Origin of the sequence: Shewanella sp. SM71 (assembly GCF_025653905.1) — a bacterium.
In the GTDB taxonomy this organism is placed as follows: domain Bacteria; phylum Pseudomonadota; class Gammaproteobacteria; order Enterobacterales; family Shewanellaceae; genus Shewanella; species Shewanella oncorhynchi.
On sequence record NZ_JAKKRW010000003.1, the window covers coordinates 45,711 to 68,974 of the forward strand.

19 protein-coding genes are annotated in these 23,264 nt (G+C 47.4%); 12 read left to right on the top strand and 7 right to left on the bottom strand.

All coding sequences use genetic code 11. The features are described 5' to 3' along the window. Positions 1–148: 148 nt before the first annotated feature. Entirely contained in the window at positions 149–1,816 is a 1,668-nt protein-coding gene (gene ettA / locus L5L97_RS03870) for an energy-dependent translational throttle protein EttA (protein WP_028761391.1), read from the bottom strand. A 189-nt stretch (positions 1,817–2,005) separates the two neighbouring features. Here ettA and glyA point away from each other — a divergent pair, with 189 nt between their 5' ends. From glyA to L5L97_RS03915, 9 genes are all read left to right on the top strand, one after another. After that, positions 2,006–3,259: a serine hydroxymethyltransferase gene (glyA, locus tag L5L97_RS03875; RefSeq protein ID WP_263181201.1), complete on the top strand. Its 1,254-nt coding sequence runs from the start codon at positions 2,006–2,008 to the stop codon at positions 3,257–3,259. A gap of 316 nt (positions 3,260–3,575) precedes the next feature. Beyond that, a complete protein-coding gene (gene nrdR / locus L5L97_RS03880) occupies positions 3,576–4,025 on the top strand; it encodes a transcriptional regulator NrdR (RefSeq protein ID WP_006082643.1) in 450 nt (149 codons plus the stop codon). Between the two features lie 119 nt (positions 4,026–4,144). Then, the gene (ribD, locus tag L5L97_RS03885) at positions 4,145–5,323 is read left to right on the top strand and encodes a bifunctional diaminohydroxyphosphoribosylaminopyrimidine deaminase/5-amino-6-(5-phosphoribosylamino)uracil reductase RibD (protein ID WP_263146993.1); all 1,179 of its coding nucleotides are present in this window, start codon (positions 4,145–4,147) and stop codon (positions 5,321–5,323) included. A 50-nt stretch (positions 5,324–5,373) separates the two neighbouring features. After that, positions 5,374–6,030 carry a riboflavin synthase gene (locus L5L97_RS03890; RefSeq protein ID WP_263181202.1) on the top strand — a complete coding sequence of 219 codons (657 nt, stop codon included), beginning with the start codon at positions 5,374–5,376 and terminating at the stop codon, positions 6,028–6,030. A gap of 95 nt (positions 6,031–6,125) precedes the next feature. Then, on the top strand, positions 6,126–7,229 hold the full coding sequence (gene ribBA, locus L5L97_RS03895; protein ID WP_263181203.1) for a bifunctional 3,4-dihydroxy-2-butanone-4-phosphate synthase/GTP cyclohydrolase II: 1,104 nt from the start codon (positions 6,126–6,128) through the stop codon (positions 7,227–7,229). A gap of 130 nt (positions 7,230–7,359) precedes the next feature. Then, positions 7,360–7,839 (top strand): 6,7-dimethyl-8-ribityllumazine synthase, encoded by a 480-nt coding sequence (gene ribE / locus L5L97_RS03900; RefSeq protein WP_006082639.1) that lies wholly within the window; start codon positions 7,360–7,362, stop codon positions 7,837–7,839. 11 nt (positions 7,840–7,850) lie between these two features. Beyond that, complete coding sequence (nusB, locus tag L5L97_RS03905; RefSeq protein WP_006082638.1) at positions 7,851–8,255, top strand: transcription antitermination factor NusB; 405 nt, start codon at positions 7,851–7,853, stop codon at positions 8,253–8,255. Between the two features lie 78 nt (positions 8,256–8,333). Then, positions 8,334–9,290: a thiamine-phosphate kinase gene (thiL, locus tag L5L97_RS03910; RefSeq protein WP_263181307.1), complete on the top strand. Its 957-nt coding sequence runs from the start codon at positions 8,334–8,336 to the stop codon at positions 9,288–9,290. A 15-nt stretch (positions 9,291–9,305) separates the two neighbouring features. After that, complete coding sequence (locus L5L97_RS03915) at positions 9,306–9,800, top strand: phosphatidylglycerophosphatase A (RefSeq protein ID WP_220590854.1); 495 nt, start codon at positions 9,306–9,308, stop codon at positions 9,798–9,800. Positions 9,801–9,952: 152 nt separating this feature from the next. On the opposite strand, the gene recN is transcribed toward L5L97_RS03915, so the two are convergent. After that, positions 9,953–11,611 carry a DNA repair protein RecN gene (gene recN, locus L5L97_RS03920; RefSeq protein ID WP_263181205.1) on the bottom strand — a complete coding sequence of 553 codons (1,659 nt, stop codon included), beginning with the start codon at positions 11,609–11,611 and terminating at the stop codon, positions 9,953–9,955. A 128-nt stretch (positions 11,612–11,739) separates the two neighbouring features. Continuing rightward, positions 11,740–12,702 carry an AEC family transporter gene (locus L5L97_RS03925; RefSeq protein WP_263146999.1) on the bottom strand — a complete coding sequence of 321 codons (963 nt, stop codon included), beginning with the start codon at positions 12,700–12,702 and terminating at the stop codon, positions 11,740–11,742. A gap of 291 nt (positions 12,703–12,993) precedes the next feature. Here L5L97_RS03925 and lldR point away from each other — a divergent pair, with 291 nt between their 5' ends. Beyond that, positions 12,994–13,893 (top strand): LysR family transcriptional regulator LldR, encoded by a 900-nt coding sequence (lldR, locus tag L5L97_RS03930; RefSeq protein WP_105251752.1) that lies wholly within the window; start codon positions 12,994–12,996, stop codon positions 13,891–13,893. A 36-nt stretch (positions 13,894–13,929) separates the two neighbouring features. Here the strand turns inward: lldR and L5L97_RS03935 are convergent, their stop codons facing one another. The 3 genes from L5L97_RS03935 to barA form a co-directional block, all read right to left on the bottom strand. Then, on the bottom strand, positions 13,930–14,163 hold the full coding sequence (locus tag L5L97_RS03935) for a DUF3319 domain-containing protein (RefSeq protein ID WP_131523583.1): 234 nt from the start codon (positions 14,161–14,163) through the stop codon (positions 13,930–13,932). A gap of 143 nt (positions 14,164–14,306) precedes the next feature. Then, the gene (locus L5L97_RS03940; protein WP_028761381.1) at positions 14,307–14,906 is read right to left on the bottom strand and encodes a YjaG family protein; all 600 of its coding nucleotides are present in this window, start codon (positions 14,904–14,906) and stop codon (positions 14,307–14,309) included. Next, positions 14,881–17,682 carry a two-component sensor histidine kinase BarA gene (gene barA, locus L5L97_RS03945; RefSeq protein ID WP_105251754.1) on the bottom strand — a complete coding sequence of 934 codons (2,802 nt, stop codon included), beginning with the start codon at positions 17,680–17,682 and terminating at the stop codon, positions 14,881–14,883. The genes L5L97_RS03940 and barA overlap by 26 nt, the downstream gene beginning before the upstream one ends. 100 nt (positions 17,683–17,782) lie before the next feature. Between barA and rlmD the strand changes: the two genes are divergently transcribed. Beyond that, a complete protein-coding gene (gene rlmD, locus L5L97_RS03950) occupies positions 17,783–19,135 on the top strand; it encodes a 23S rRNA (uracil(1939)-C(5))-methyltransferase RlmD (RefSeq protein ID WP_263181207.1) in 1,353 nt (450 codons plus the stop codon). Positions 19,136–19,287: 152 nt separating this feature from the next. Then, positions 19,288–21,495, top strand: coding sequence for a GTP diphosphokinase (relA, locus tag L5L97_RS03955; RefSeq protein ID WP_263181209.1), 2,208 nt, complete (start codon positions 19,288–19,290; stop codon positions 21,493–21,495). A 488-nt stretch (positions 21,496–21,983) separates the two neighbouring features. Here the strand turns inward: relA and L5L97_RS03960 are convergent, their stop codons facing one another. Next, positions 21,984–23,009 (bottom strand): transposase, encoded by a 1,026-nt coding sequence (locus L5L97_RS03960; RefSeq protein WP_263147011.1) that lies wholly within the window; start codon positions 23,007–23,009, stop codon positions 21,984–21,986. Positions 23,010–23,264 lie beyond the last annotated feature (255 nt).

Sequence of the window (23,264 nt, forward strand, 5' to 3'; positions counted from 1 at the left end):
TGAAATAGTGTTAGCTTGAAATAGTGCCAAAGCTTGCGGCACTTATAGCGTAACGGGATGCCATAAAAAAGGAGCTTAACCCTTTCGAGTTAAACTCCTCAGATACATGCTTGACTAGATTCTAGATTCTAGATTCTAGATTCTAGATTTACTTTATCATGCGCTTGTATTTCAAGCGGTGTGGCTCAACCACATCGGCGCCATAGGTGTTTTTCAACCATGCCGAGTATTCTGTGTAGTTACCTTCGTAGAAGTTCACTTGGCCTTCGTCACGGTAATCCAGAATGTGGGTCGCGATACGGTCGAGGAACCAACGGTCATGCGAAATCACCATAGCGCAACCGGGGAATTCCAGAATCGCTTCTTCCAGTGCGCGCAGGGTTTCAACGTCTAAATCGTTGGTGGGTTCGTCGAGGAGTAATACGTTACCGCCCGCTTGCAGCAGTTTGGCTAAATGCACGCGGTTACGTTCACCACCAGATAAAGTACCGATGACTTTTTGCTGATCGCCACCACGGAAATTGAAGCGGCCTACATAGGCACGGCTCGGGATTTCCATGTTGTTGATACGCATGATGTCTTGACCACCGGAGATTTCTTCCCAAATGGTGTTCTTATCATTCATCGAATCGCGGAACTGCTCAACCGAGGCCAGTTGCACTGTATCACCCAGCTCAATGCTGCCGCTGTCTGGCTTTTCAGCGCCGGATAACATGCGGAACAGGGTCGATTTACCCGCGCCGTTGGCACCGATAATGCCGACGATCGCGCCCTTAGGCACAGAGAACGACAGGTTGTCGATCAATACGCGGTCACCGTAAGATTTGGTCAGGTTATTCACTTCAATAACCTTGTCACCTAAACGTGGTCCGGGCGGAATAAACAGCTCGTTGGTTTCGTTACGTTTTTGGTAATCGTTAGTGTTCAGTTCTTCAAAGCGTGCCATACGGGCTTTGCCTTTAGACTGGCGGCCTTTCGCGCCTTGACGTACCCATTCCAATTCTTTGGCAATGGTCTTTTGGCGAGCGCTTTCGGTAGCCGATTCTTGCTTCAGACGGGCATCTTTCTGCTCAAGCCATGAAGAATAGTTACCTTCCCACGGAATACCTTCACCGCGGTCGAGTTCTAAAATCCAGCCAGCAGCATTGTCGAGGAAGTAACGGTCATGGGTAATCGCGACCACAGTACCAGCATATTCCTGCAGGAAGTGCTCAAGCCACGCCACAGATTCAGCATCCAAGTGGTTGGTCGGTTCGTCCAGTAACAGCATTTCTGGTTTTTCAAGCAGCAAGCGACAAATCGCCACGCGGCGACGTTCACCACCGGATAATACTTCGATTTTCTCATCCCAATCTGGCAGACGCAGGGCGTTGGCGGCGCGCTCAAGGACGTACTCTAAGTTATGGGCATCTTGGGCTTGGATAATGGCTTCGAGTTCGCCTTGCTCTTTTGCAAGGGCGTCGAAATCGGCATCCGGCTCGGCGTAGGCGGCATAAACGGCATCGAGGCGAGTCAGGGCATTTTTTGCCTCTGCTACCGCTTCTTCAATCGCTTCACGCACGGTTTGATTCGGATCGAGTTTAGGTTCCTGCGGCAGGTAACCGATTTTCAATCCCGGCATTGGGCGCGCTTCACCTTCAATTTCGGTGTCGATACCCGCCATAATACGCAGTAGTGTCGACTTACCTGAACCGTTGAGGCCGAGTACGCCAATTTTGGCGCCGGGGAAAAAGCTTAAAGAAATATCTTTAAGGATCTGCTTCTTAGGCGGAACAATTTTACCCACCCGCAGCATGCTGTAAACAAACTGAGCCATTTTTCTCTATCTTAAGTGACTAATGATGCGGCTAATTCTACTCGATTGCGCGCCGAACTCAACTCGACAATGAGCCAAGTTCAAGCACTATCTGCAGGAATTTCATGTTTCAAATACTGGGATTGTGACCGCGTTCCGAGTAGAATACCGCGCAACCCTACCTATAAGAATTGGCAGCTGGAGTAAGCAATGCTGAAAAAAGATATGAATATCGCAGATTATGATCCGGAACTGTTTAACGCAATTCAGAATGAAACTCTGCGTCAAGAAGAGCATATTGAGCTGATTGCTTCTGAAAACTACACCAGTCCACGCGTGATGGAAGCGCAAGGTTCACAGTTAACCAATAAGTACGCTGAAGGCTATCCAGGCAAGCGTTACTACGGTGGTTGTGAGTATGTGGACGTAGTTGAAACCTTAGCGATTGAACGTGCTAAACAACTGTTTGGCGCAACTTACGCTAACGTACAACCTCATTCAGGTTCACAGGCAAACAGCGCGGTTTACATGGCATTGTTAAAACCTGGCGATACCGTACTGGGCATGAACTTAGCTCATGGTGGTCACTTGACCCACGGTTCACCCGTTAACTTCTCTGGCAAACTGTACAACATCATTCCTTACGGTATCGACGAGTCTGGCAAAATTGACTACGAAGAGATGGAACGTATTGCCATAGAACACAAGCCTAAGATGATGATCGGCGGTTTCTCTGCCTATTCAGGTATCGTTGACTGGGCAAAAATGCGTGAAATCGCAGATAAAATAGGTGCTTACCTATTTGTTGATATGGCGCACGTTGCCGGTCTTATTGCTGCGGGCGTTTATCCAAACCCAGTACCACACGCGCACGTTGTGACATCTACGACCCACAAAACCTTAGCGGGTCCTCGTGGTGGCGTGATCTTATCTGCTGCTGACGATGAAGACTTGTACAAAAAGTTGAACTCTGCGGTATTCCCAGGCGGTCAAGGTGGCCCATTGATGCACGTTATCGCAGGTAAAGCGGTGGCGTTCAAAGAAGCCCTAGAGCCAGAATTTAAAGTTTACCAACAGCAAGTGGTTAACAACGCTAAAGCTATGGTTGAAGTGTTCCTTGAGCGCGGTTACAAAATCGTCTCTGGCGGAACCAGCAACCACTTAATGCTAGTTGACCTGATTGGTCGTGACTTAACGGGTAAAGAAGCCGATGCCGCCTTAGGTAGCGCTAACATTACCGTGAACAAAAATTCAGTGCCAAACGACCCACGTTCACCCTTTGTGACCTCTGGTGTGCGTATCGGTACGCCAGCTATTACGCGCCGTGGCTTTAAAGAAGCGGAATCGAAAGAGCTGACGGGCTGGATTTGTGACATCCTTGATGATGCAAGCAATCCTGCTGTGATTGAGCGTGTTAAAGGCCAAGTATTGGCACTTTGCGCACGTTTCCCTGTTTACGGCTAATTTGCCTATGCATCTACGCTTAGTAGATGAAGGGCCGAGATTGACCGCCGACAGACTTGATACTTATCACATCAGGTATTTAGCATCAGGCACTTAACATCAGGTATTTAGCATCAGGTACTTAGCATCAGGCACTTAACATTAGGTTGTTAAGCTCAGGTAGTTAACCTCAGCCCATAAATAGGATAAAATCTCATGGCCGCATCTCGCGGCCATTTTTATTGGTAAAATCTTAGGTTTAAATCCATTGCGTTTGACTGAGATTTAACAGGTAAAGCCATTAACGCTTTACCACCATTCACTGGCAGGAGGCTCAATGCATTGTCCATTTTGTAGCGCGACAGATACTAAAGTCATCGATTCCCGATTAGTGGCAGAAGGCCACCAAGTGCGCCGTCGCCGAGAATGCACCGAATGTCATGAAAGATTTACCACCTTCGAAGGCGCCGAATTAGTTATGCCTAGGGTGATTAAGCGCGATGGTTCACGCCAACCCTTTGATGAAGAAAAACTCCAAGGTGGCATGTTGCGCGCCGTTGAAAAACGCCCCGTATCTATGGATGAAATAGAGCAAGCACTCAGCAAAATCAAGTCTACTCTGCGCGCCACTGGCGAGCGGGAAGTGCCGTCAGAAATGGTGGGTAACTTAATGATGGAGCAATTGATGAGCCTAGATAAAGTCGCCTACATTCGTTTCGCTTCTGTGTACCGCGCCTTTGAAGACGTGTCTGAATTTGGCGAAGCCATCGCCAAGCTGCAAAAGTAGTCATTGAGTTTTGTCGCCGACAAGGCAGACGTGTACGAGCGATTGGCGTGAAAGCACAAATTTAAAAGACAGGTTTGTAAGACTGGTGAAAGCCGAAACCTTTAACAACAGGGTTGAACATGAGCTTGAACATAAGTTGGTCCGTACTCGATACCCAAATGATGAGCCGCGCGATTCAATTGGCGCGCAAAGGCTTTTACACCACAAGACCCAATCCCTGTGTGGGCTGCGTTATCGTTAAAGATAATCAAATCATCGGTGAAGGTTATCATCAAAAAGCGGGTGAACCCCACGCCGAAGTGCATGCGCTACGTATGGCTGGCGAACGCGCCCGCGGCGCAACGGCCTATGTCACTTTAGAGCCCTGCAGCCATTATGGCCGCACGCCGCCCTGCGCCTTGGCGCTGATCAATATTGGCGTTAAACGTGTGGTGGTCGCGGTGGAAGATCCTAATCCGCAAGTAGGTGGTCGTGGCATTCAAATGCTGCGTGACGCCGGTATTGAAGTGGATGTGGGATTACATCGCGATGAAGCCTATGCCTTGAATTTAGGCTTTATGAAGCGGATGGAATCGGGTTTACCCAGAGTTACAGTAAAATTGGCTGCGAGTCTCGATGGTAAAACCGCGCTGTCTAACGGTGTGTCTAAATGGATAACCGGTCCAGAATCTCGTCGCGACGTGCAGCGATTACGTTTACGTTCTTGTGCACTGGTCACGGGAATTGAAACCATACTGGCGGACGATCCCTCACTCAATGTGCGTTATCAGGAACTTGGCAGCTTAAAAGACAGTGTAACCGAGGCGCAATTACTGCAGCCATTAAGAGTGATACTCGACAGTCGCGCCCGTTTGCCGTTATCGGCCGCCTGCTTGGCTATCGTATCGCCCATACTCTTGGTCTCGACCGTGGCTTATTCCGCAGAGTTTCAAGCACAATTGCCCTCCCATGTGAGTTGCCTCGTGTTACCTGCAATTGCAGGTCGCGTCTCATTGCCTGAACTATTAAGCTATTTAGGCCAAAGCTGTAATCACGTGCTGGTGGAAGCGGGTGCAACCTTAGCGGGCGCATTTTTAGCGCAGGGGCTTGCCGATGAGTTAGTGCTGTACCAAGCGATGAAAATCCTCGGTGGGTATGGGCGTAATCTGCTGCAATTGCCCGATTATCAAACCATGGCACACATTCCTGCACTAATTTTGGTAGATGAGCGCAAATTAGGGCCAGATACCCGTTTAACTTTGAGCGTTATGCTTGATACCTCTTTATCTAAATCGAATTGGAGCAAGATAACCGTTTAACCTTGAGTCTTATGCCTTATTACTTCTTTATTTAATTAAGTGAGTTAACCATGTTTACTGGGATTATTGAAGCCGTTGGCACCCTGCGCAAACTGGAGCGTAAAGGCGATGATATTCGTCTTACCGTGGCGAGCGGCAAACTGGATTTAAACGATGTGCGTTTAGGCGACAGTATTGCCACCAACGGTGTGTGTTTAACGGTTGTGCAGCAATTAGCCGACGGCTATGTGGCTGATGTATCAGCCGAAACTGTGAGTCTAACTGGCTTTGCTCACTACAAAGTGGGCACTAAGGTTAATCTTGAAAAAGCCGTCACCCCAACCACACGCCTAGGCGGACACATGGTCAGCGGCCATGTAGACGGTATTGCTATGGTTGAGCAACGCCTAGTGCGTGGTCAAGCTATCGAGTTTTGGTTAGCCGCACCCGTAGAGCTTGGGCGTTACATTGCCCATAAAGGTTCCATCACCATTGATGGTGTGAGTCTGACGGTTAACGAAGTGGACGGCAGTCGATTCCGCTTGACCATAGTGCCGCATACCGCGGGGGAAACCACGTTAATCGACCTGCAAGCGGGCGATAAGGTGAATATCGAAGTGGATTTAATCGCCCGTTATCTTGAACGCTTGATGAATTATGATGGCAAAGACAGCAAGAGCGGTGGCGTCACCATGGAAATGTTAGCCCGTGCCGGCTTTGTGCGTTAGTGCACAGGAGCAGATTATTTAACTTAAGCTTATCGGCAGCTTAGGTTATTTAGGTATAGAATTTCATAATAACAGCAAAATCATAAGGTCCTACAATGGCGCTGCACAGTATAGAAGAGATCATCGAAGATATTCGTCAAGGCAAAATGGTTATTTTGATGGATGACGAAGACAGAGAAAACGAAGGTGATTTGATCATGGCGGCCGAAATGGTCACGCCAGAAGCGATTAACTTTATGGCGAAATATGGCCGTGGGCTTATTTGCCAGACCATGACTAAAGCCCGTTGCCAGCAGTTAAATCTCCCCTTAATGGTGACGAATAATAACGCCCAGTTCTCGACTAACTTTACGGTTTCTATTGAAGCGGCAGAAGGTGTGACTACCGGTATTTCGGCCCACGATCGCGCTGTAACGGTGAAAGCGGCTGTGGCTAAGGAGGCTAAAGCGTCTGATTTAGTGCAACCAGGGCACATCTTCCCGCTAATGGCACAGGACGGCGGCGTATTAACCCGCGCAGGCCACACTGAAGCTGGCTGTGATTTAGCCCGTCTTGCGGGACTTGAGCCATCGGGCGTTATCGTTGAGATTTTGAACGAAGACGGCACTATGGCACGTCGCCCAGATTTAGAGATTTTCTCCGAGTTGCATGGCATCAAAATCGGCACTATTGCGGCTTTAATCGAGTATCGCAACACCAAAGAAACCACGGTTGTGCGTGAAGCTAAATGCAAACTACCGACCCGTTTCGGCGAGTTCGACATGGTGACCTTCAGAGACACTATCGACAATCAACTGCACTTTGCCTTAGTCAAAGGTGAGGTGAAAGAAGATTGTTTGGTGCGCGTGCATTTGCAAAATACCTTCAACGATTTACTCCACTCAGAGCGCGATCAGCAACGCAGCTGGCCACTCGAAAAGGCGATGGAGCGTATTTCTGCAGAAGGTGGTGTATTGGTTTTACTCGGGAATCAAGAACATCCCTGTGAAATCCTCTCTAAGGTGAAAGCCTTTGAAGCTGAAGATCAAGGCCAAGCGCCTGCTTCTGCAAAATGGCAGGGGACGTCGCGCCGAGTGGGTGTTGGCTCGCAAATTCTCGCTGGCCTTGGCGTGACTAAGATGCGTCTGCTCAGCTCGCCTAAACGCTACCATTCACTTTCAGGCTTTGGCCTTGAAGTGACTGAGTATGTGGCGGACTGAAACCCAAAGTTACACTGAAGTAAAATTAACAATTTCTGATAATTTGCATAGGGCTCTGGGCAATTGGCTGTGATATCATGTCGCCACTTTTCGCCCCGAGCTGGGTGCTTTAGCTAAATTAGGTAAGATAATGAACGTAGTTCAAGGTAATATCGAAGCGAAAAATGCCAAAGTTGCGATTGTAATTTCGCGTTTCAACAGCTTTTTAGTTGAGAGCTTGCTTGAAGGTGCACTTGACACGCTGAAACGTTTTGGCCAAGTCAGCGACGACAATATCACTGTTGTCCGTGTACCAGGTGCGGTTGAGTTGCCGCTAGCTGCGCGTCGCGTAGCTGCCAGTGGTAAATTCGACGGTATTATCGCATTAGGTGCGGTGATCCGTGGTGGTACTCCTCATTTTGATTTTGTTGCAGGCGAATGTAATAAAGGTCTAGCTCAAGTTGCTTTAGAATTTGATCTGCCTGTTGCTTTCGGTGTTTTGACCACTGATACCATTGAACAAGCGATTGAACGTTCAGGTACCAAAGCGGGTAACAAAGGCGGCGAAGCTGCTTTAAGCCTGCTTGAAATGGTCAATGTTCTGCAAGAACTTGAACAACAGTTGTTATAGTAGGAAAAATAATGAAGCCTTCTGAGCGCCGCAAGGCCCGCCGTTTAGCCGTTCAAGCCATCTATTCATGGCAACTAAGCGGGAATAATATTGCCGATGTCGAGCATGAGTTTTTAACTGAACAAAGTCTTGACGGTGTTGATGTAGCTTATTTTCGTGAGCTATTTTCAGGCGTTGCAACGAAGAAAACTCAATTGGATGAGCTGATCATCCCGCATCTGGAACGCCCGATTGATGAGGTGTCTCCAGTTGAGAAAGCCATAGTTCGTTTAGCGACCTATGAGCTGACTTTCCGTAAAGATGTGCCCTACAAGGTCGCGATTAACGAAGCGATTGAGTTGGCAAAAGCTTTCGGTGCGGACGAGAGTCATAAGTTTGTGAACGGACTGCTCGACAAACTGGTTGCACGCAAGTAATAAAGACAAACGGTATCTTAGGATACCGTTTTTCATTGCTAACAAAGGTGGCCGATGTAAGTCGTGCCAAACTGTACAGTGAAAGAATTCCAATTAATTGAATGTTATTTTAGCAACCGCGGCCCTACTCGCCGTGATGTGAAGCTTGGAATCGGTGACGATTGCGCTTTAGTGCAACCCGCAGAAAACAAGTCGATTGCTATCTCTTGTGACACCTTAGTCGAAAATGTCCACTTCTTCCCCGATATGCCTCCCGCTGCCTTAGGTTACAAAGCCTTAGCGGTAAATTTATCTGATCTGGCTGCCATGGGTGCTGAACCTGCGTGGATGACGCTTGCCTTGACGTTACCCGCAGTCGATGAAACTTGGCTCAGTGGTTTTAGCGAAGGTTTATTTGAAGCGGCCGATTACTATGGCATCGCCTTAATTGGCGGCGATACGACGCGTGGCCCACGGGCGATTAATATCACAGTGCACGGCCAAGTCCCACAGGGGAAGGCCCTCACGCGTCATGGTGCTAAAGCCGGTGATTGGATTTATGTTACGGGCACGCTCGGAGATTCGGCCTTAGGTCTGGATATCATTCGCGGTGCGCAGCAAGCCAGAGCCGAACATAAAGAATTCCTGATTAATCGCCATTATCGTCCAACACCAAGAGTCTTAGCCGGCCAAGCTTTGCGCTCGCTTGCCTCCAGTGCAATCGATCTTTCCGACGGGTTTATCTCGGATATCGGTCATGTGCTTAAGGCTTCGGCAGTCGGTGCGGTTGTCGATGTTAATTGCATCCCGCTGTCACGCGCGATGCAAGATACCGTCAGCGAGGAAAGTGCTTTAGGTTATGCGCTGACAGGGGGCGAAGATTACGAACTGCTGTTCACCGTTCCTGAGGCGCAAAAGGGCGCACTGGAAACTGCCTTGAGCCATGCAGGAGCAAAGTTTGTTCGTGTTGGACAAATTTGTGCGGGCAGTAAGCTCAAGTTGCAACTCAATGGCGAGCCGTTTGCGCCGCCTTATCACGGTTTCGAGCACTTTTAAGCTAAGAGCATGTTAATGAAATGGTTGTCAAAGGATCAGGTGCTAACGCGCCTGTCATTAAAAAATCCTGTCCACTTTTTGGCACTCGGATTTGGTAGCGGACTCGCGGCTAAAGCGCCCGGAACCTTTGGTACCTTAGCTGCTATTCCCCTCTATTTATTGATGGCGCCCTTACCACTTGCTTGGTATATCGGCTTAACCTTAGTGGGTGTATTCGCAGGATTTTATATCTGTGGTAAAGCGGCGCAAGACATGGGTGTTCACGATCACGGTGCTATTGTGTGGGATGAAGTGGTTGGACTACTGATCACTATGCTAGCGGCACCAAGTGGTTGGGGTTGGCTATTAGTGGGCTTTGGTTTATTTCGCTTTTTCGACATCATCAAACCTTGGCCTATTCGATGGCTCGATGCCAAAGTTCATGGTGGCTTTGGCATTATGATTGACGATGTCTTAGCGGGCGTGTTTTCGTTTATTTGTCTGCAAGGGCTAGTCTGGTGTGTTAGCTAACATTATCGCTAACCTAACATGATAGTTAACCTGACATGTTAGTTAGCATGACCAACAACTAATTCTTAGCTTTGATATAGCCCCTTAGCTTGTGATATAGAGTGTGTAGATTCAAGCGGTTAGCGATCTCATTCGTTATCTGATTCATACTACTATTGCAGCAGTTCCCTTGCGTTCGCGAGGGTATTGCTGGTGATAGTATCGCCACCTAACAGTCTTGCAAGCTCTTGGATACGCTGCTCACGATCGAGCGATTTCATTGTGGTCTCAGTACTGCCTGCCTTATTAAATTTATCGACAAACATGTGTTGATGACCATTGCCCGCAACTTGCGGCAAGTGAGTCACGCACAGTACTTGGGTCGATTCCCCTAAGCTGCGTAACATGCGGCCCACCACTGCTGCGGTGGGGCCGGAAATCCCGACATCCACCTCATCGAAAATTAATGTCGGTGTGGCAACTTTCTTCGCGGTAATCACTTGGATCCCTAGCCCTATCCGTGAGAGCTCACCGCCAGACGCGACTTTCGAAATCGGTTGCAAAGGTTGGCCAGGGTTAGTGGTTACCATAAATTCGATATTGTCACTGCCATTGGCTGACATTTGCTCGGGGTGGAAATTGACTTCGATCGTAAATTTACCCTTAGGCATATTCAGTTCGTGGATTGACTGAGTCACCAGTTTGTCGAGTTCTTTAGCATAGCGGGCACGGCTTTGGCTGAGCTTTTGCGCATTGCTAAGATAAGCGGCTCTACTTGCCTCGACTTGAAGCTGAATTTCTTCAAGTTTACTTTCATCACTGTCTAAGCTGCTGAGCTCTGTCTTTAATGCTAGATGATGTTCCGCCAGCTTATTCGGGCTGACATGGTGTTTGCGCGCCAGTTGCATGGCTTTTGATAGCCGTTCTTCTAAATAGGCAAAGTGGGTTGGATCGAGTTCAAGCTTACTCAAATAGTGCTGTAATTCGCCGGCACTTTCTTGCACTTGGATTAAGGCATCATTGAGCATAGTATTGATATTGCTTAATGCAGGATCGTAGCTTTGCAGATCTTCGGCGAGGGAAACGACTCGATTGAGCAACGACTCTATGTTGTTCTCTTCGCCTTCAGTGAGTATATCTAAGCTCGCTTGACAGGTGTCAATCAACTCAGTGCCATTGGCTAAGCGTTTGTGCTCTTGCTCAATTTCATCGAACTCATCAACTTTAAGATCAAACTCATCGAGTTCTTCTACTTGATATTGCACTAATTGCTTACGGGCAATACGTTCATGCTGTGAGGCTTCGAGTTGTTTTAGGTCAGCCTCAATTTGCTTGCAGCGTTGAAAGCTGGCGGCAACCGTATCGATAAGTAATCTGTGGTTGGCATAACTGTCGAGCAGGGTGAGTTGATGTTCACTTTTTAACATCGCATGGTGCGCATGTTGGCCGTGAATACCGATGAGCAACTGACCCAGTAATTTGAGTTGCGTCAGCGGCACTGGATTCCCATTGATGTAGGCGCGTGAACGGCCATCGCTACCAATGGTCCGACGTAGTATGCATTCATCATCGAGTTCAAGATCGTTATCTTCTAACCAACGTTTCGCCAATGGAATATCATCCAAGGAAAAGCGGGCGCTGACCTCGGTTTTATTGGCTCCGGGACGAACACTGCTGGCATCGGCGCGATTGCCTAGGCATAGGCCTAGCGCATCGATGGCAATCGATTTACCCGCACCAGTTTCACCTGTGATGCTGGTCATACCGGGGCGAAAATCCAGTTCTAAAAAACGGACGATAGCGAAGTTATTAATGCTGAGTTGGCAAAGCATAGTGAATTCCTGTCGAAAAACATACCAAACCACTGTATTGATAAACAGTATATACTGATTTTATATACAGTAAAGTGGCTTGGGTAAATAATCGGCATTATCGGTAGTAAATATTTTTAATTAACTGATTATGCATAGGTTCTTACTAAGCTTTCTAAGATAGGTAAACTGAAGAAAGTGACTAAGGTGCCAAATAGAATGCCTTGAGCACTGGTTGAAGCCTGAGTGTTATAACGCTGGGCAAGTAAGTACACGCTAGCCGCGGTGGGCAGTGCGCTCAAGATCACGCCCATGATCAGGTAGTCACCACTTACTCCAAAACGGTTAAGCATAAAGTAGACGAGTGCAGGTTGGATAGCCAGCTTGAAGAGGTTGATAAGGCTCAGTTCGATAAAATTCTTGGGGCTAAATACGCTGCTATCTTTCTGGTAGCGCATCGCTTTGGCGAGTACCATGCCGATAGCAAATAGGGCGCAGGGGCTTGAGGTATTGCCTATTTGCTGGATCATTAGCGCCAGCCCTGACGGCAGTTTTATCTCTAGCGCCGAAATGCCGACGCCAATTAAGCTACCAATAACGATAGGGTTTTTACCGACCGCCATCGCCATTATGACTAAGGCGTGGTGTTGTCTTTGGGTGTTAGTGGCCAGTTCCATCGAGACTAAGGCGACGGCAAACATCAGCACGGATAATAAGCTGGCAATCGCGGCGGCGACTAAGGCACTTTGTTGCTGCGGAAAGAGGATGATGAGCAGTGGAATACCAATAAATGCCGTATTACCAAAGGTGGCATTGAGGGCTCGAATAGCGGCAACCGCATGCTGTTTAGGGTTAGCGATCAGCGATAGCCCAAGGCAGACAAGATAAGTGATTACCATAGCTGTGCTGTAGCCCGCAATAAATCCCCATTGCAAAATCTCGTCAATCGGCTGCTGGGCGAGGGCGATAAGCATGATTGCAGGGAACGCAATATAGTAGACATATTGGTTTAGCACTTGATCCGTATCGACGGGCAAGAGTTTTAGTTTTTGCACTAGTGTACCGAGCAACATGATCCCGAAGACGGCAAACAGAGGGGTTAAAATGGTCATTTCCCTCACTCATCCTTACGATTAAATTTGAATAAACTCGCCCACCGTCGTCATTTTACTGTCGCTATGATTCTTGGTGGACAGAGTTACAGCACTTGCTTCTTTTTATGTCACTTTAGAGCCAGATTTAGCGCCAGCGCAGTAAAACTCGCCACAAAATAACATACCATTTCAATCTAAGGCTATTGCGCTATGGTCGTATAAGTGAATAATTCAATGATTTAAAACACAATCACTTAGTGAATTTAGCGTTTTAACGTCAATACCCAATATGTGAAATTAGGATATGCAATGAGTGATGATTTAGGCGCTGAACTACAACTTGTCTATCTTTTTGTGCATTTAGTCAATGCGGGCAGTTTTTCGCAGGCGGCGAAGGAGCTCGATATGCCCATCGCCACTGTGAGCCGCAAGTTAGCGAAGTTGGAAGAGAAGCTCGATAAACAGCTCTTTATGCGCAGCACCCGCAAGTTACGATTGACAGAGGAAGGGCTGGCGCTCTTTCAACGCTACCAGAGTGTGGTTGCTCAATTTGATGAACTAAGTGGTTTAGGCAGTGATAAACCCGAGGGAACCTTACGCATCGCCGCGCCGATTTCGATTATTTCCATTGTGTTTATTCAGGCATTGAATGAGTTTGGCCGTTTGTATCCAGATATCCGTTTGCACATTTCCCAGAGCAATGAGTTAGTCGATTTGATCGACAAAGGCATAGATGTGGCGATTGTTGGCGGTGCTCAGCCTGATTCTTCTTGGGTGTCGAGTACCTTAGGCGAGCTCGACTATTGCCTGTTTGCCACACCAGAATATTTGGCTCAGGCACCTAAACTTGAGCATCCCGATGATCTTGAAGCCCATCAACTGATAAAAGTCTGGCCGCTGTTTAATTGGCATTTAAAGCATCCAAGCGGCGAGTCTTTTTATTTTAATGGCCCGACTAAGCTCACCCTCACGGATTTACACGGAGCGATTCAGGCGACCTTAGGCCATGGCGGGATCTTGTATGGTCCTGAACTATTTGTAAAACAGCAGATTAAAGAGGGAAAACTCAAAGTATTACTGCCTGAATGGATTGGCGAACAGAGGCGAATTTCGATTTTATATCATCAGCGCAGCCAGCAGCCGCTAAAGGTAAGAGTCTTTATTGAGTTTATGCAGTCAAAGGCGCCAGAGTTATTCTCTATGCGTTGATTTAACCGAGTTATTCTTTAATAAGGGAACTGATTTTTAGCGTCTTTTAGGTTTTACGGTGTTTTTGCTCATGGTGTTTTGCGTTTGTTTTGCGTCTTGCAGGCTGGAGCGTGTCGCGGGCAGTATGCCGAGTTCTAAGAAGTATCCCACTAAACGCCGTAGTTCAAATAAAGAACCGATACGCTGTTGATCTTTGATGGTCAGTTTCCAACTGTCGGTGCGTCCTTCGCTATTGGTTAAGATAAATCCTTGATAAACAATCTTTCTCATTGGAATAACTCAATCTTTATTGATGCTATTTATAGCAACTGGATATCTTTGACGGGATTCGTTGGTGAGGGTGTAAAACGATGATCCCTTTCTTATTCTGCATGGATAATAGGTGCTTGAGTAACCCCAAGCACCCCTATCAATTAAGCGACGCTGATACCGATATTTGATACGCCAGCTTCGATAATGTCTTTGCGTAAACCTTTGACCAGTTCTGCAGTGATCTTCGGATTTTCTTCAATAATTTCCAGCAGAGAATTTTGTAATTCTTTCTCTTCTTCCATGACTTCATGGGCGAAAACGAAATCATCTAATGCTTCATCCACCAAATCGACATCGCTGATCGCTTCGATGTAGTTAGCCACTGTGCTGGATGACAATTTGCTGATATTGACTATGTCTTCTTCAATTTTGCCTTGAATCGCACCCAGTAAGGTCGATATGGCGACCACTGCATCCATAGCAGGGTAGACGCCATAGGCTTCAAAATCAGCAGGATCTGGGGTGTTATCTTCCAAGCGTTGCAGATGCACATCGACATTGAATTTGAGCTTGGAGTCGTACTGGGATTGCCACAATAGTTCTAATGCGGTACTCAACACAGTAGGATCGCCAAACTCACAAACTTCGGAAAACAGTTGATAGTTGGGCAACATACGTTGGCAAAGTGCAGTGGCAAAGAGTTGTTTTTGTGGCAGTGTTAACGCCTTGAGACGTTTAAAGAAGCCCGTTTTTTTGGTCATCTGTTATTTCCGCTGATAGCTGTGATATCACTTGATTTGCCGCAGATTCTACCTTAGTTAACTCATCAAGTAACTCTAGTATTTCGGGTTCGAGATCTTCAACCGATGTTTCACGTTTTAGTGCTGATTCAATTTCTTGGCATAACCTTTGTGTGGTGGGCACGCCGCAGTAGCAGCTCGCACCATGCAGCTTATGGATAGTACTGAGCATGACAGGGTGATCGTTTTGACTTAGCGCCGTTTGAATCGTCGCCACGGTTTGCGGCAATGAGTCGAGCAACATTCTGAGCATATCTAAGGCGAGATCGGCCTTGTGATTGGCTTGGGTTAAGCATAAATCCCAGTTCAGCGTATGCAGGTCAAAATGGGTGAACTTAGGTCGAGTGATCCAGCGATGAATAATGTCTTTGAGCGCCGCTTCATCAATAGGTTTCGGTAAATATCCGTCCATACCACTGCCTAAAATCAGTTCGCGTTCTTCGGCAATGGCATGGGCTGTCACGGCAATTATCGGCGTGTTGCGGTTCATCGAGCCTTGGCGAATTTGCTTCGTGGCACTAATGCCATCTGTGCCAGGCATTTGGATATCCATAAAGATCAAGTCGAAGGTGCGAGTCTTCGCCTGTTTAACTGCCTCATCACCACTGTTGACGGCAACCACAGTCGTCACTAATTCGCTGAGTAAAGTATCAATCAGTTTTAAGTTGGCAAAGTTATCATCTACCGCGAGCACGGTTAAAGATTGGCGCGCAACCGGCGTTGATATTGTCGCAGGGGCTATGATGTCGTACTCCATCGGTGGATAGAGTAAGTTGCGCGCAAGCTGATGCTCACTGACTGGCAGAGACAACACCACATCGGCATTCGGGCGAATAAATTGGGTTAAGGCATCCTGTTCTTGGCAATCGTATAGCACTATAAGGCAATCTGTTTTGGTCTTCGCTAAGTTTAGTGTACTTACCAGTTGTGCTGAATCGCTAAACCCATGGCAACTCAAGAGAACATAGTCGTATGGCGCTTCGGCCGTGGTGAGCGTAGTCAACAAGCTTGGAATATGCTGATGATGGGTGACTTTTGTATCCCATTGATTCAATTGGCGGCTTAATACTGCGTGGGTGAGTACCCGCGGTTCGTAAAACAGTATGGTTTTGTCTTTGAGTTTTTCGAGCGGCAGTGAGTCACCGATTTGGAATTGACCTAAGCCGAGCGGCAAACTGAACCAGAAGTTTGAGCCTTTTTCTGGGGATGAAGTAAAGCCGATTTGGCCACCCATTTGATTCACTAAACGTTTAGTGATCACTAAACCTAAGCCGGTGCCACCAAAGCGGCGCGAAATCGACGAGTCTGCTTGGCCAAAGGCTTGAAATAAAAAGTCCTGCTGGCTTTCATCGATGCCGATACCTGTGTCGACCACATCACAGCGCAGTACCACTTGTTCATCCGATTGGCTCTGCAGTTCGATTTTGACCATCACGCTGCCAGAGTCAGTGAATTTAATCGCGTTACCAACCAAGTTATTGATGATTTGGCATACGCGCATAGCATCGCCATTGACATTGTCGGGCACGTTGGGGGCGATATCGACGACGAGTTCTAGGCCTTTGGCCTGGGCGCTGCCGGAGATCAAGGTAATCGTATCGCTTATGGTTTCCCTAAGGCCGAAGGGCATGTTTTCTAACACCATTTTACCGGCTTCGAGTTTAGAAAAGTCGAGAATGTCGTTGATGATACCCAGCAGGTTAGTGGCGCTGCGTTCTATGGTCTTGATGTAATCGACTTGGCTCGAATGCAATGGTGTTTTGACTAATTGCCGAGCAAAACCGATAACGCCATTGAGCGGCGTACGTAACTCGTGGGACATATTCGCTAAGAATTCAGATTTAATTCGGCTGGCTTCTAGGGCGCGTTTTTTAGCTAAATCCAGCTCGACGTTTTGGATTTCAATCTGCTCTAAGGTTTCCCGCAGATCCGACGTCGCTTGGTCGATATTTTGCTGCATCTCATCATGGTATTCTGACAACGAACCTGCCATGGCATTGATGCCGCGTTTGAGTAAGTCCAGCTCACCAATCAAGTTGCCATCTAAGCGGGCGTCCAATTTACCTTCACGGATTTTAGCGACGACGCGCACCATTTCAGTAATGGGCTGAGTGACGTTTTTCACTAGCCGGAAAGTAAATAGCAGGTTTAACTGCACGCCGATCAACACGATAATAAAGGCGGCGACTGCGGCTCTATGTTGCTCTAACAAGGCGCGTTCTTTATTGATTATTATCGAGATATAACCTAAAAGATGACCATCGTCTGTCTGGATATCGTAATTAGCGGGAGCAGCAATGGGGCCTGTGGCAAAAATGGGCGTCCGTAAAATAAGGCTGTCGTCCACATGTTCAATTTCGGTTTTATGCAGCGTGTTGAGTGCTTCTTTGTAGCGCATAATCTCAAAGTCTTTGTGATAGTGGGAGGTCACAAAGAGTTGATTATTAGCATCGAAAATCGCGATGGATTTTACTAAGGTGGATTTGTTGAGCTGTGCCGCCGCGAGTAAGCGTTTGGTCGCCTCGCGATCATTCGCCACTAAGCCGATCTCACTGGCAATCGACAGTGGCTCGATAATATTGCTGCCCTGTTCGACGAGCGTATCTTCGAGCTCATAAAAACGGTTTATGGTAAAGTAGCTGCCCAGAAGGATACCGACCAAGATTGTTGGCGCGAGCGCCAGCACAAGAACCCAAGAACGTAGGCTGTATTTGGTCATGTTGTTGACAGGGTTCATAGCAGCGGCGGTGTTTCCTGTGACAGAGACTAAGATAATTTTATAAGACTGCCAGAAAGAGGGCGGTCTTTGCCAGTATTTTATTGATTTAGAGGCCGAAATGGCGCAATTTTTTAAAGCAAAACCAAATAGTTCCAAACAGTTGTCGGCTAAGTTATCGCTGAGCGTAGAACAGCTCGATCACTTAGGTGCTGGTATAGCACAACATCAAGGTAAAGTCGTGTTTATCCCTGGCGCTTTGCCCGATGAAACCGTAACGGTACAGCTCACCGAGCAAAAGAAAAATTATGCCCGTGCCAAGTTGATTAAAGTCGATTCATCAAGTCCTGAGCGCGTTGAGCCTGAGTGTCCACACTACCACACCTGCGGCGGCTGCGACTTACAGCATATGTCATTATCGGGTCAGCGTGAGCATAAAGAAGCCGCGTTGCTGGATATTATGGCTAAGTTTGCCGGTGCCGAAGGCGGCACGTTATCACCCGCATTAACGGGTGAAGGTTGGCATTATCGTCGCCGCGCCCGTCTTGCAACTTTATTTGATAAAAATACCAAGCACTTAAGTTTAGGCTTTCGCGCCGCCAGTAGCAGTAGTGTGGTGCCAATCAGTCAATGTCTGGTGTTAGCTAAGCCGTTATCGGACTTGATCGTACCCTTTGCTAAGTTACTGAACCAATTGTCGGCTAAAGCCAGCTTAGGCCATCTTGAGTTGATTGCCGCCGATAATGGTCATTTCGCCGTGCTGCGTATCACTAAGGCGCTAAATGATAAAGATCTCGCTAAGTTGTCAGCCTTTGCTGAGCTGCATCAGATCCATATTTGTCTGCAGGACAACGAAGGCCAATTCCAAGGCGTCGGCGCTGAGTTAGTGTTACCTGTTTATCAACTGCTAGATGAAAATACGCAGTCGCATGCGGTGAGCTTAAGTTTCACCCCAGGTAACTTTGTGCAAGTGAACGGACAGATTAACAAGGCCATGGTCGCTCAAGCGATGGATTGGTTAGCGCCAGCGCCAGATGAGCGCATTTTGGATTTGTTCTGCGGCATGGGTAATTTCAGTTTGCCCTTAGCGAAAATGGGCGCTGATGTGATTGGCGTCGAAGGGGTTGCCGAGATGGTGATTCAGGCACGGGTGAACGCGAAAGCTAACAATCTGGATAAACTGACCTTTTACCACGGCGATTTAAGTGCGGATTTATCCCTTGAGCCTTGGATGGGCAAGATTGATAAATTACTGCTCGATCCCGCCCGTGCTGGGGCATTTGAAAGCTTGCAATGGCTTAAGAAGATGAAGCCACGCAAAGTCGTGTATGTATCTTGTAATCCTGCGAGCTTGGCCCGCGATAGTGCAGTACTGTTAGAGCGCGGTTACCGATTACAGCAATTGGGACTTATCGACATGTTCCCACAAACACACCATATCGAAGCCATGGCACTGTTTGAATTAACCAAGTAATTTGCGCTGGCAAAGTAAGCAAAGCGTTTGAATAACGTAAAAAATGTGATTATTACGTCGGTTGGGTTTGACAAGTTCGCGCCAATGCTGAAGATAGGAGAGCTGAAGTGGTGCCCACTTTCTCTCTGAGCACGGATAAGGAAATAAATTAGATGGTCTCTGTTCGCGAAGCGCACTTTAATGATCCCGATTTTCACTTAGAAGATTGGGTAGCTCGCTATGTTGGTCATGCCGATGAAGCGCAGATGCTGCTCTCATTGATAGGGCAGATTGACGCCTTACCAGCCAAGAGTCCTGCGGCGAAGAGAGAACTGCTCGAACGTGCTCGAGAGATGATCGAAATCCTCGCACCGCTAAACATGGACATTGAAACCCTGCAGGCGGCAATTTTGTTTGTGGTGCTCGATGCTGGGTTATTGACCGAAGAAGCCATCCAAGAGAAATTTGGTGAGCCGCTGGCGCGTTTAGTCGCGAGTGTCGTGACCATGAATGCCATCGGCGCCTTGAAAATCAATCCTAATAGTCGCTCAACCGAGCCGCAAATCGACAATATTCGCCGCATGTTATTGGCTATGGTTGAAGATGTACGCGCCGTGGTCATCAAACTGGCTGAGCGTGTGTGTTTGCTGCGGGCGGTGAAAAATGCCGATGAAGAAACTCGCGTGCTGCTGGCCCGTGAAATTGCCGATATTTATGCGCCGTTAGCTAACCGTTTAGGGATTGGACAATTGAAGTGGGAGCTGGAAGATATTTCTTTTCGCTATCTGCATCCTGATACCTATAAAGACATTGCTAAGCAATTAGATGGCAAACGACTGGATCGTGAAGTCTTTATCGACAAGTTTGTCAGCCAGTTGCAACAAAGATTAGATGAAGATCAAATTCGCGCTAAGGTCTACGGCCGGCCGAAACATATCTACAGTATTTGGCGCAAGATGAAGGGCAAGCACCTCAAATTTGATGAGTTGTTTGACGTGCGCGCCGTGCGTATCGTGACTGAGCGTCTGCAGGATTGTTATGGCGCGTTAGGTGTGGTGCATACGCTCTGGCACCATATTCCACGGGAATTTGACGACTATGTCGCTAACCCTAAGCCTAACGGGTATCAATCGATTCATACCGTGGTGGTGGGGCCTGAGGGCAAAACCGTTGAAATTCAAATTCGTACCCAAGACATGCATGAAGATGCAGAACTCGGTGTGGCCGCGCACTGGAAATACAAAGAAGGCAATCATTCCGGTAAGCAAAGCGGTTACGAAGAAAAAATTAACTGGCTGCGTAAAATTCTGCAATGGCAGGAAGACGTGGTCGAAAGTGGCAACTTGGTCGAAGAAGTCCGCAGCCAAGTGTTTGAAGACCGAGTCTATGTGTTCACCCCAAGCGGTGAAGTCGTCGACTTGCCACTGGGCTCAACCGTGCTCGACTTTGCCTATTACATTCACTCCCAAGTGGGACATAAATGTATTGGCGCTAAGGTCGATGGCCGTATTGTACCGTTTACCTATCAGGTTGAAACGGGCGAGCGTATCGAGATCATCACCTCGAAACAGCCCAATCCTAAGCGCGACTGGCTTAACCCTAACTTAGGTTATATCCGCACCTCGCGTGCGCGTTCGAAAATCCAGCATTGGTTTAAGCAGCAGGACAGAGATAAGAATATTGTCGCCGGCAAAGAAATGCTTGAATCTGAATTGGCGCGGGTGAGCCTTAAAATTAAAGACGCGGCTATTGCGGTCGAGCGCTTTAATATGGCGAACATGGATGACTTACTGGCGGCGATTGGCGGCGGTGATGTGCGTCTGCATCAAGTGGTTAACCATATTCAGAGCCGACTGCGACTCGACGAAGTGTCAGAAGAAGATGCGGTCGAAGAATTAGTTAAGAAAGGCCAACATAAACCGACCTCCAGTGGCCGTGGTCAGGTTGAAGTCAACGGTGTGGGTAACTTGCTTAACCATATCGCTCGTTGTTGCCAGCCCGTTCCCGGTGATGAGATTTTAGGTTTTATCACTAAGGGCCGCGGTATTTCTGTGCATCGCGCTGATTGTGAGCAAGTTAAAGAGTTAATGCGGGTTCACCCAGAGCGTGGCGTCGATGTGGTCTGGGGCGAAAATTACTCCGGCGGTTATCGCATGCGTCTGCGGGTATTAGCCCACGATCGCAGTGGCTTATTGCGTGACTTAACCTCAGTGCTGGCGGCCGAAAAATCCAATGTACTGGCCATGAGTTCGTCATCGGACACTAAAAATCAGACAGCCGCGATTGAGTTGGAACTGGAGCTTTATAACCTCGATGGTTTATCGCGAGTGTTATCTAAACTGACCCAAGTCGATAGTGTGATCGAGGCAAGACGGCTTTAAGGCTAGCAACGCCTATCGAAGTGAATAGCCTTGAAATCTCTAGCAATATAAAAGACTTTGAGAAGCCATCTTGAAGCTAGAAAGTAATAAAGGATAGGGGCGGCAAGGCGAATTTCGCTGGCCGCCTTTTTATTTGGTTTTTTTATGAAAATTGAGTTGGATGACCAGTTAATTTAGTCTTTTGTATGTTTAGCTGTTGCTGCAAGCCATTCATAATGGCTTGTCATGGCATTCACTCACCGACTCGCAGCCAGTCCATCCGTGGATGCTCGACCGCCCCGTCCATGGGGCGGACGGTCGTCTCGCTAATCATCATGGCACGCCTTTCGAGTGCTTGCGTAACCTGTTGGTTTTAAAGGCTAGATCTAATCTTAACGATTATAGACACCACTCTATTGGGCAGAAATGAGCTATGTTTTGCACGGAATTCTCTGCATTCCGGATAAACAAAAATAATTCTAAGCGCTGAATCGTGGGCAGCGATGAACTTAAGGATGTAACGCTTGGCTTGAGGCTTTACCTTTACACCATTTGCCGCTGTTGTGCTGCTTTTTAAACTCGCACATACTATCCCATCGACCACTTATGCCACTGTATTGACGGCGAAACTCTTTGGCTGAAGTGAGCCATGCATCGGACGAAATGCCTAATTCATCGAGCAGTTTTGGCAGCTGATTATCAATATAACCTTTTTTATCAAGGCGAATGGCTCGTCCCGTCCAATCTATTAACTCAAGATAATCAGCAAAATGAAACGGAATACCCGTTTGCTGATTCTGAAGTGTTGAACCATCAAATTTTGCGAGGGCTTTATGTGGTATTTGCTGTAGGTTATCTGCGGTAGTTTTGGCCAGTTGGGGCGCGTTGCTATGAGGATTAAGCGCATTCACGCGCTCCTGAATCGATGTAAAATCAGAGGATTGCAAAGAGTCGGCAATCCCTGCTCGAATAGGATTTAAATCGACATACATCATGCACGCCAGCAGTGCTTGCTCATCTAACAAGGCTTGTGACTTAAAACGGCCTTCCCAAAAAGCACCTTTACACTCATCTTCACGATTGGCCTTACGGGCAATTTCTTCATTTAAACAGCGCATAAACCAAGAGATACTGCTCAGTCGCTCATGCCACTCGGCGAGAAATGCATCAAGTAACATCGCTTCACCGTCGATTAAAGCATCACCATTCATATACTTAGTGGCGACAGCATGGCCTTTAGTGATTTGACACCAGCGGCGAATAATATCTTTTTGCGTTAGCGATTTCGCCTTGTCGACATCAATTTTAAGCACTAAATGATAGTGATTACTCATCACCGCATAGGCACAAATATCAATACAAAAAATAGCGGACAAGACTTTGATTTTATCAACAATCCAGCCACGTCGATGCTCGTAACTGCGACCAGTGAGTTTATCCTCACCACACAAAAAAGCCCTTCTAACACAGCGATTTATCACATGATAGAAAGGCGTTGCATTGGCATCAATTAATTGTCTTCTAGCCGAAGTCATCACAAGTCACCGTACTGGCTAAATTAGGATAACTTAAAGCCTAGTCTAGAGGGCAAGAAAACACAAAAAGATATGGCTGTCCTCTCTATCTTCCCTATCTTTCTATCTCCTCTCTATCTCACTCTATCTCACTCTATCTCACTCTATCTCACTCTATCTCACTCTATCTCACTCTATCTCACTCTATCTCACTCTATCTCATTGATGATGTTAGTTAAGAGAGCATCGCTCATGATAAACTCGTTCCTCAGTTTG

Coding starts and splice junctions, on each gene's coding strand:
- L5L97_RS03935 (WP_131523583.1), bottom strand. CDS start 14,163: ATGAGAAAGATTGTTTATCAAGGATTTATCTTAACCAATAGCGAAGGA.
- L5L97_RS03915 (WP_220590854.1), top strand. CDS start 9,306: ATGAAATGGTTGTCAAAGGATCAGGTGCTAACGCGCCTGTCATTAAAA.
- nusB (WP_006082638.1), top strand. CDS start 7,851: ATGAAGCCTTCTGAGCGCCGCAAGGCCCGCCGTTTAGCCGTTCAAGCC.
- ribBA (WP_263181203.1), top strand. CDS start 6,126: ATGGCGCTGCACAGTATAGAAGAGATCATCGAAGATATTCGTCAAGGC.
- ribE (WP_006082639.1), top strand. CDS start 7,360: ATGAACGTAGTTCAAGGTAATATCGAAGCGAAAAATGCCAAAGTTGCG.
- ribD (WP_263146993.1), top strand. CDS start 4,145: ATGAGCTTGAACATAAGTTGGTCCGTACTCGATACCCAAATGATGAGC.
- L5L97_RS03960 (WP_263147011.1), bottom strand. CDS start 23,009: ATGACTTCGGCTAGAAGACAATTAATTGATGCCAATGCAACGCCTTTC.
- L5L97_RS03925 (WP_263146999.1), bottom strand. CDS start 12,702: ATGACCATTTTAACCCCTCTGTTTGCCGTCTTCGGGATCATGTTGCTC.
- glyA (WP_263181201.1), top strand. CDS start 2,006: ATGCTGAAAAAAGATATGAATATCGCAGATTATGATCCGGAACTGTTT.
- recN (WP_263181205.1), bottom strand. CDS start 11,611: ATGCTTTGCCAACTCAGCATTAATAACTTCGCTATCGTCCGTTTTTTA.
- ettA (WP_028761391.1), bottom strand. CDS start 1,816: ATGGCTCAGTTTGTTTACAGCATGCTGCGGGTGGGTAAAATTGTTCCG.
- lldR (WP_105251752.1), top strand. CDS start 12,994: ATGAGTGATGATTTAGGCGCTGAACTACAACTTGTCTATCTTTTTGTG.
- L5L97_RS03890 (WP_263181202.1), top strand. CDS start 5,374: ATGTTTACTGGGATTATTGAAGCCGTTGGCACCCTGCGCAAACTGGAG.
- L5L97_RS03940 (WP_028761381.1), bottom strand. CDS start 14,906: ATGACCAAAAAAACGGGCTTCTTTAAACGTCTCAAGGCGTTAACACTG.
- nrdR (WP_006082643.1), top strand. CDS start 3,576: ATGCATTGTCCATTTTGTAGCGCGACAGATACTAAAGTCATCGATTCC.
- relA (WP_263181209.1), top strand. CDS start 19,288: ATGGTCTCTGTTCGCGAAGCGCACTTTAATGATCCCGATTTTCACTTA.
- rlmD (WP_263181207.1), top strand. CDS start 17,783: ATGGCGCAATTTTTTAAAGCAAAACCAAATAGTTCCAAACAGTTGTCG.
- barA (WP_105251754.1), bottom strand. CDS start 17,682: ATGAACCCTGTCAACAACATGACCAAATACAGCCTACGTTCTTGGGTT.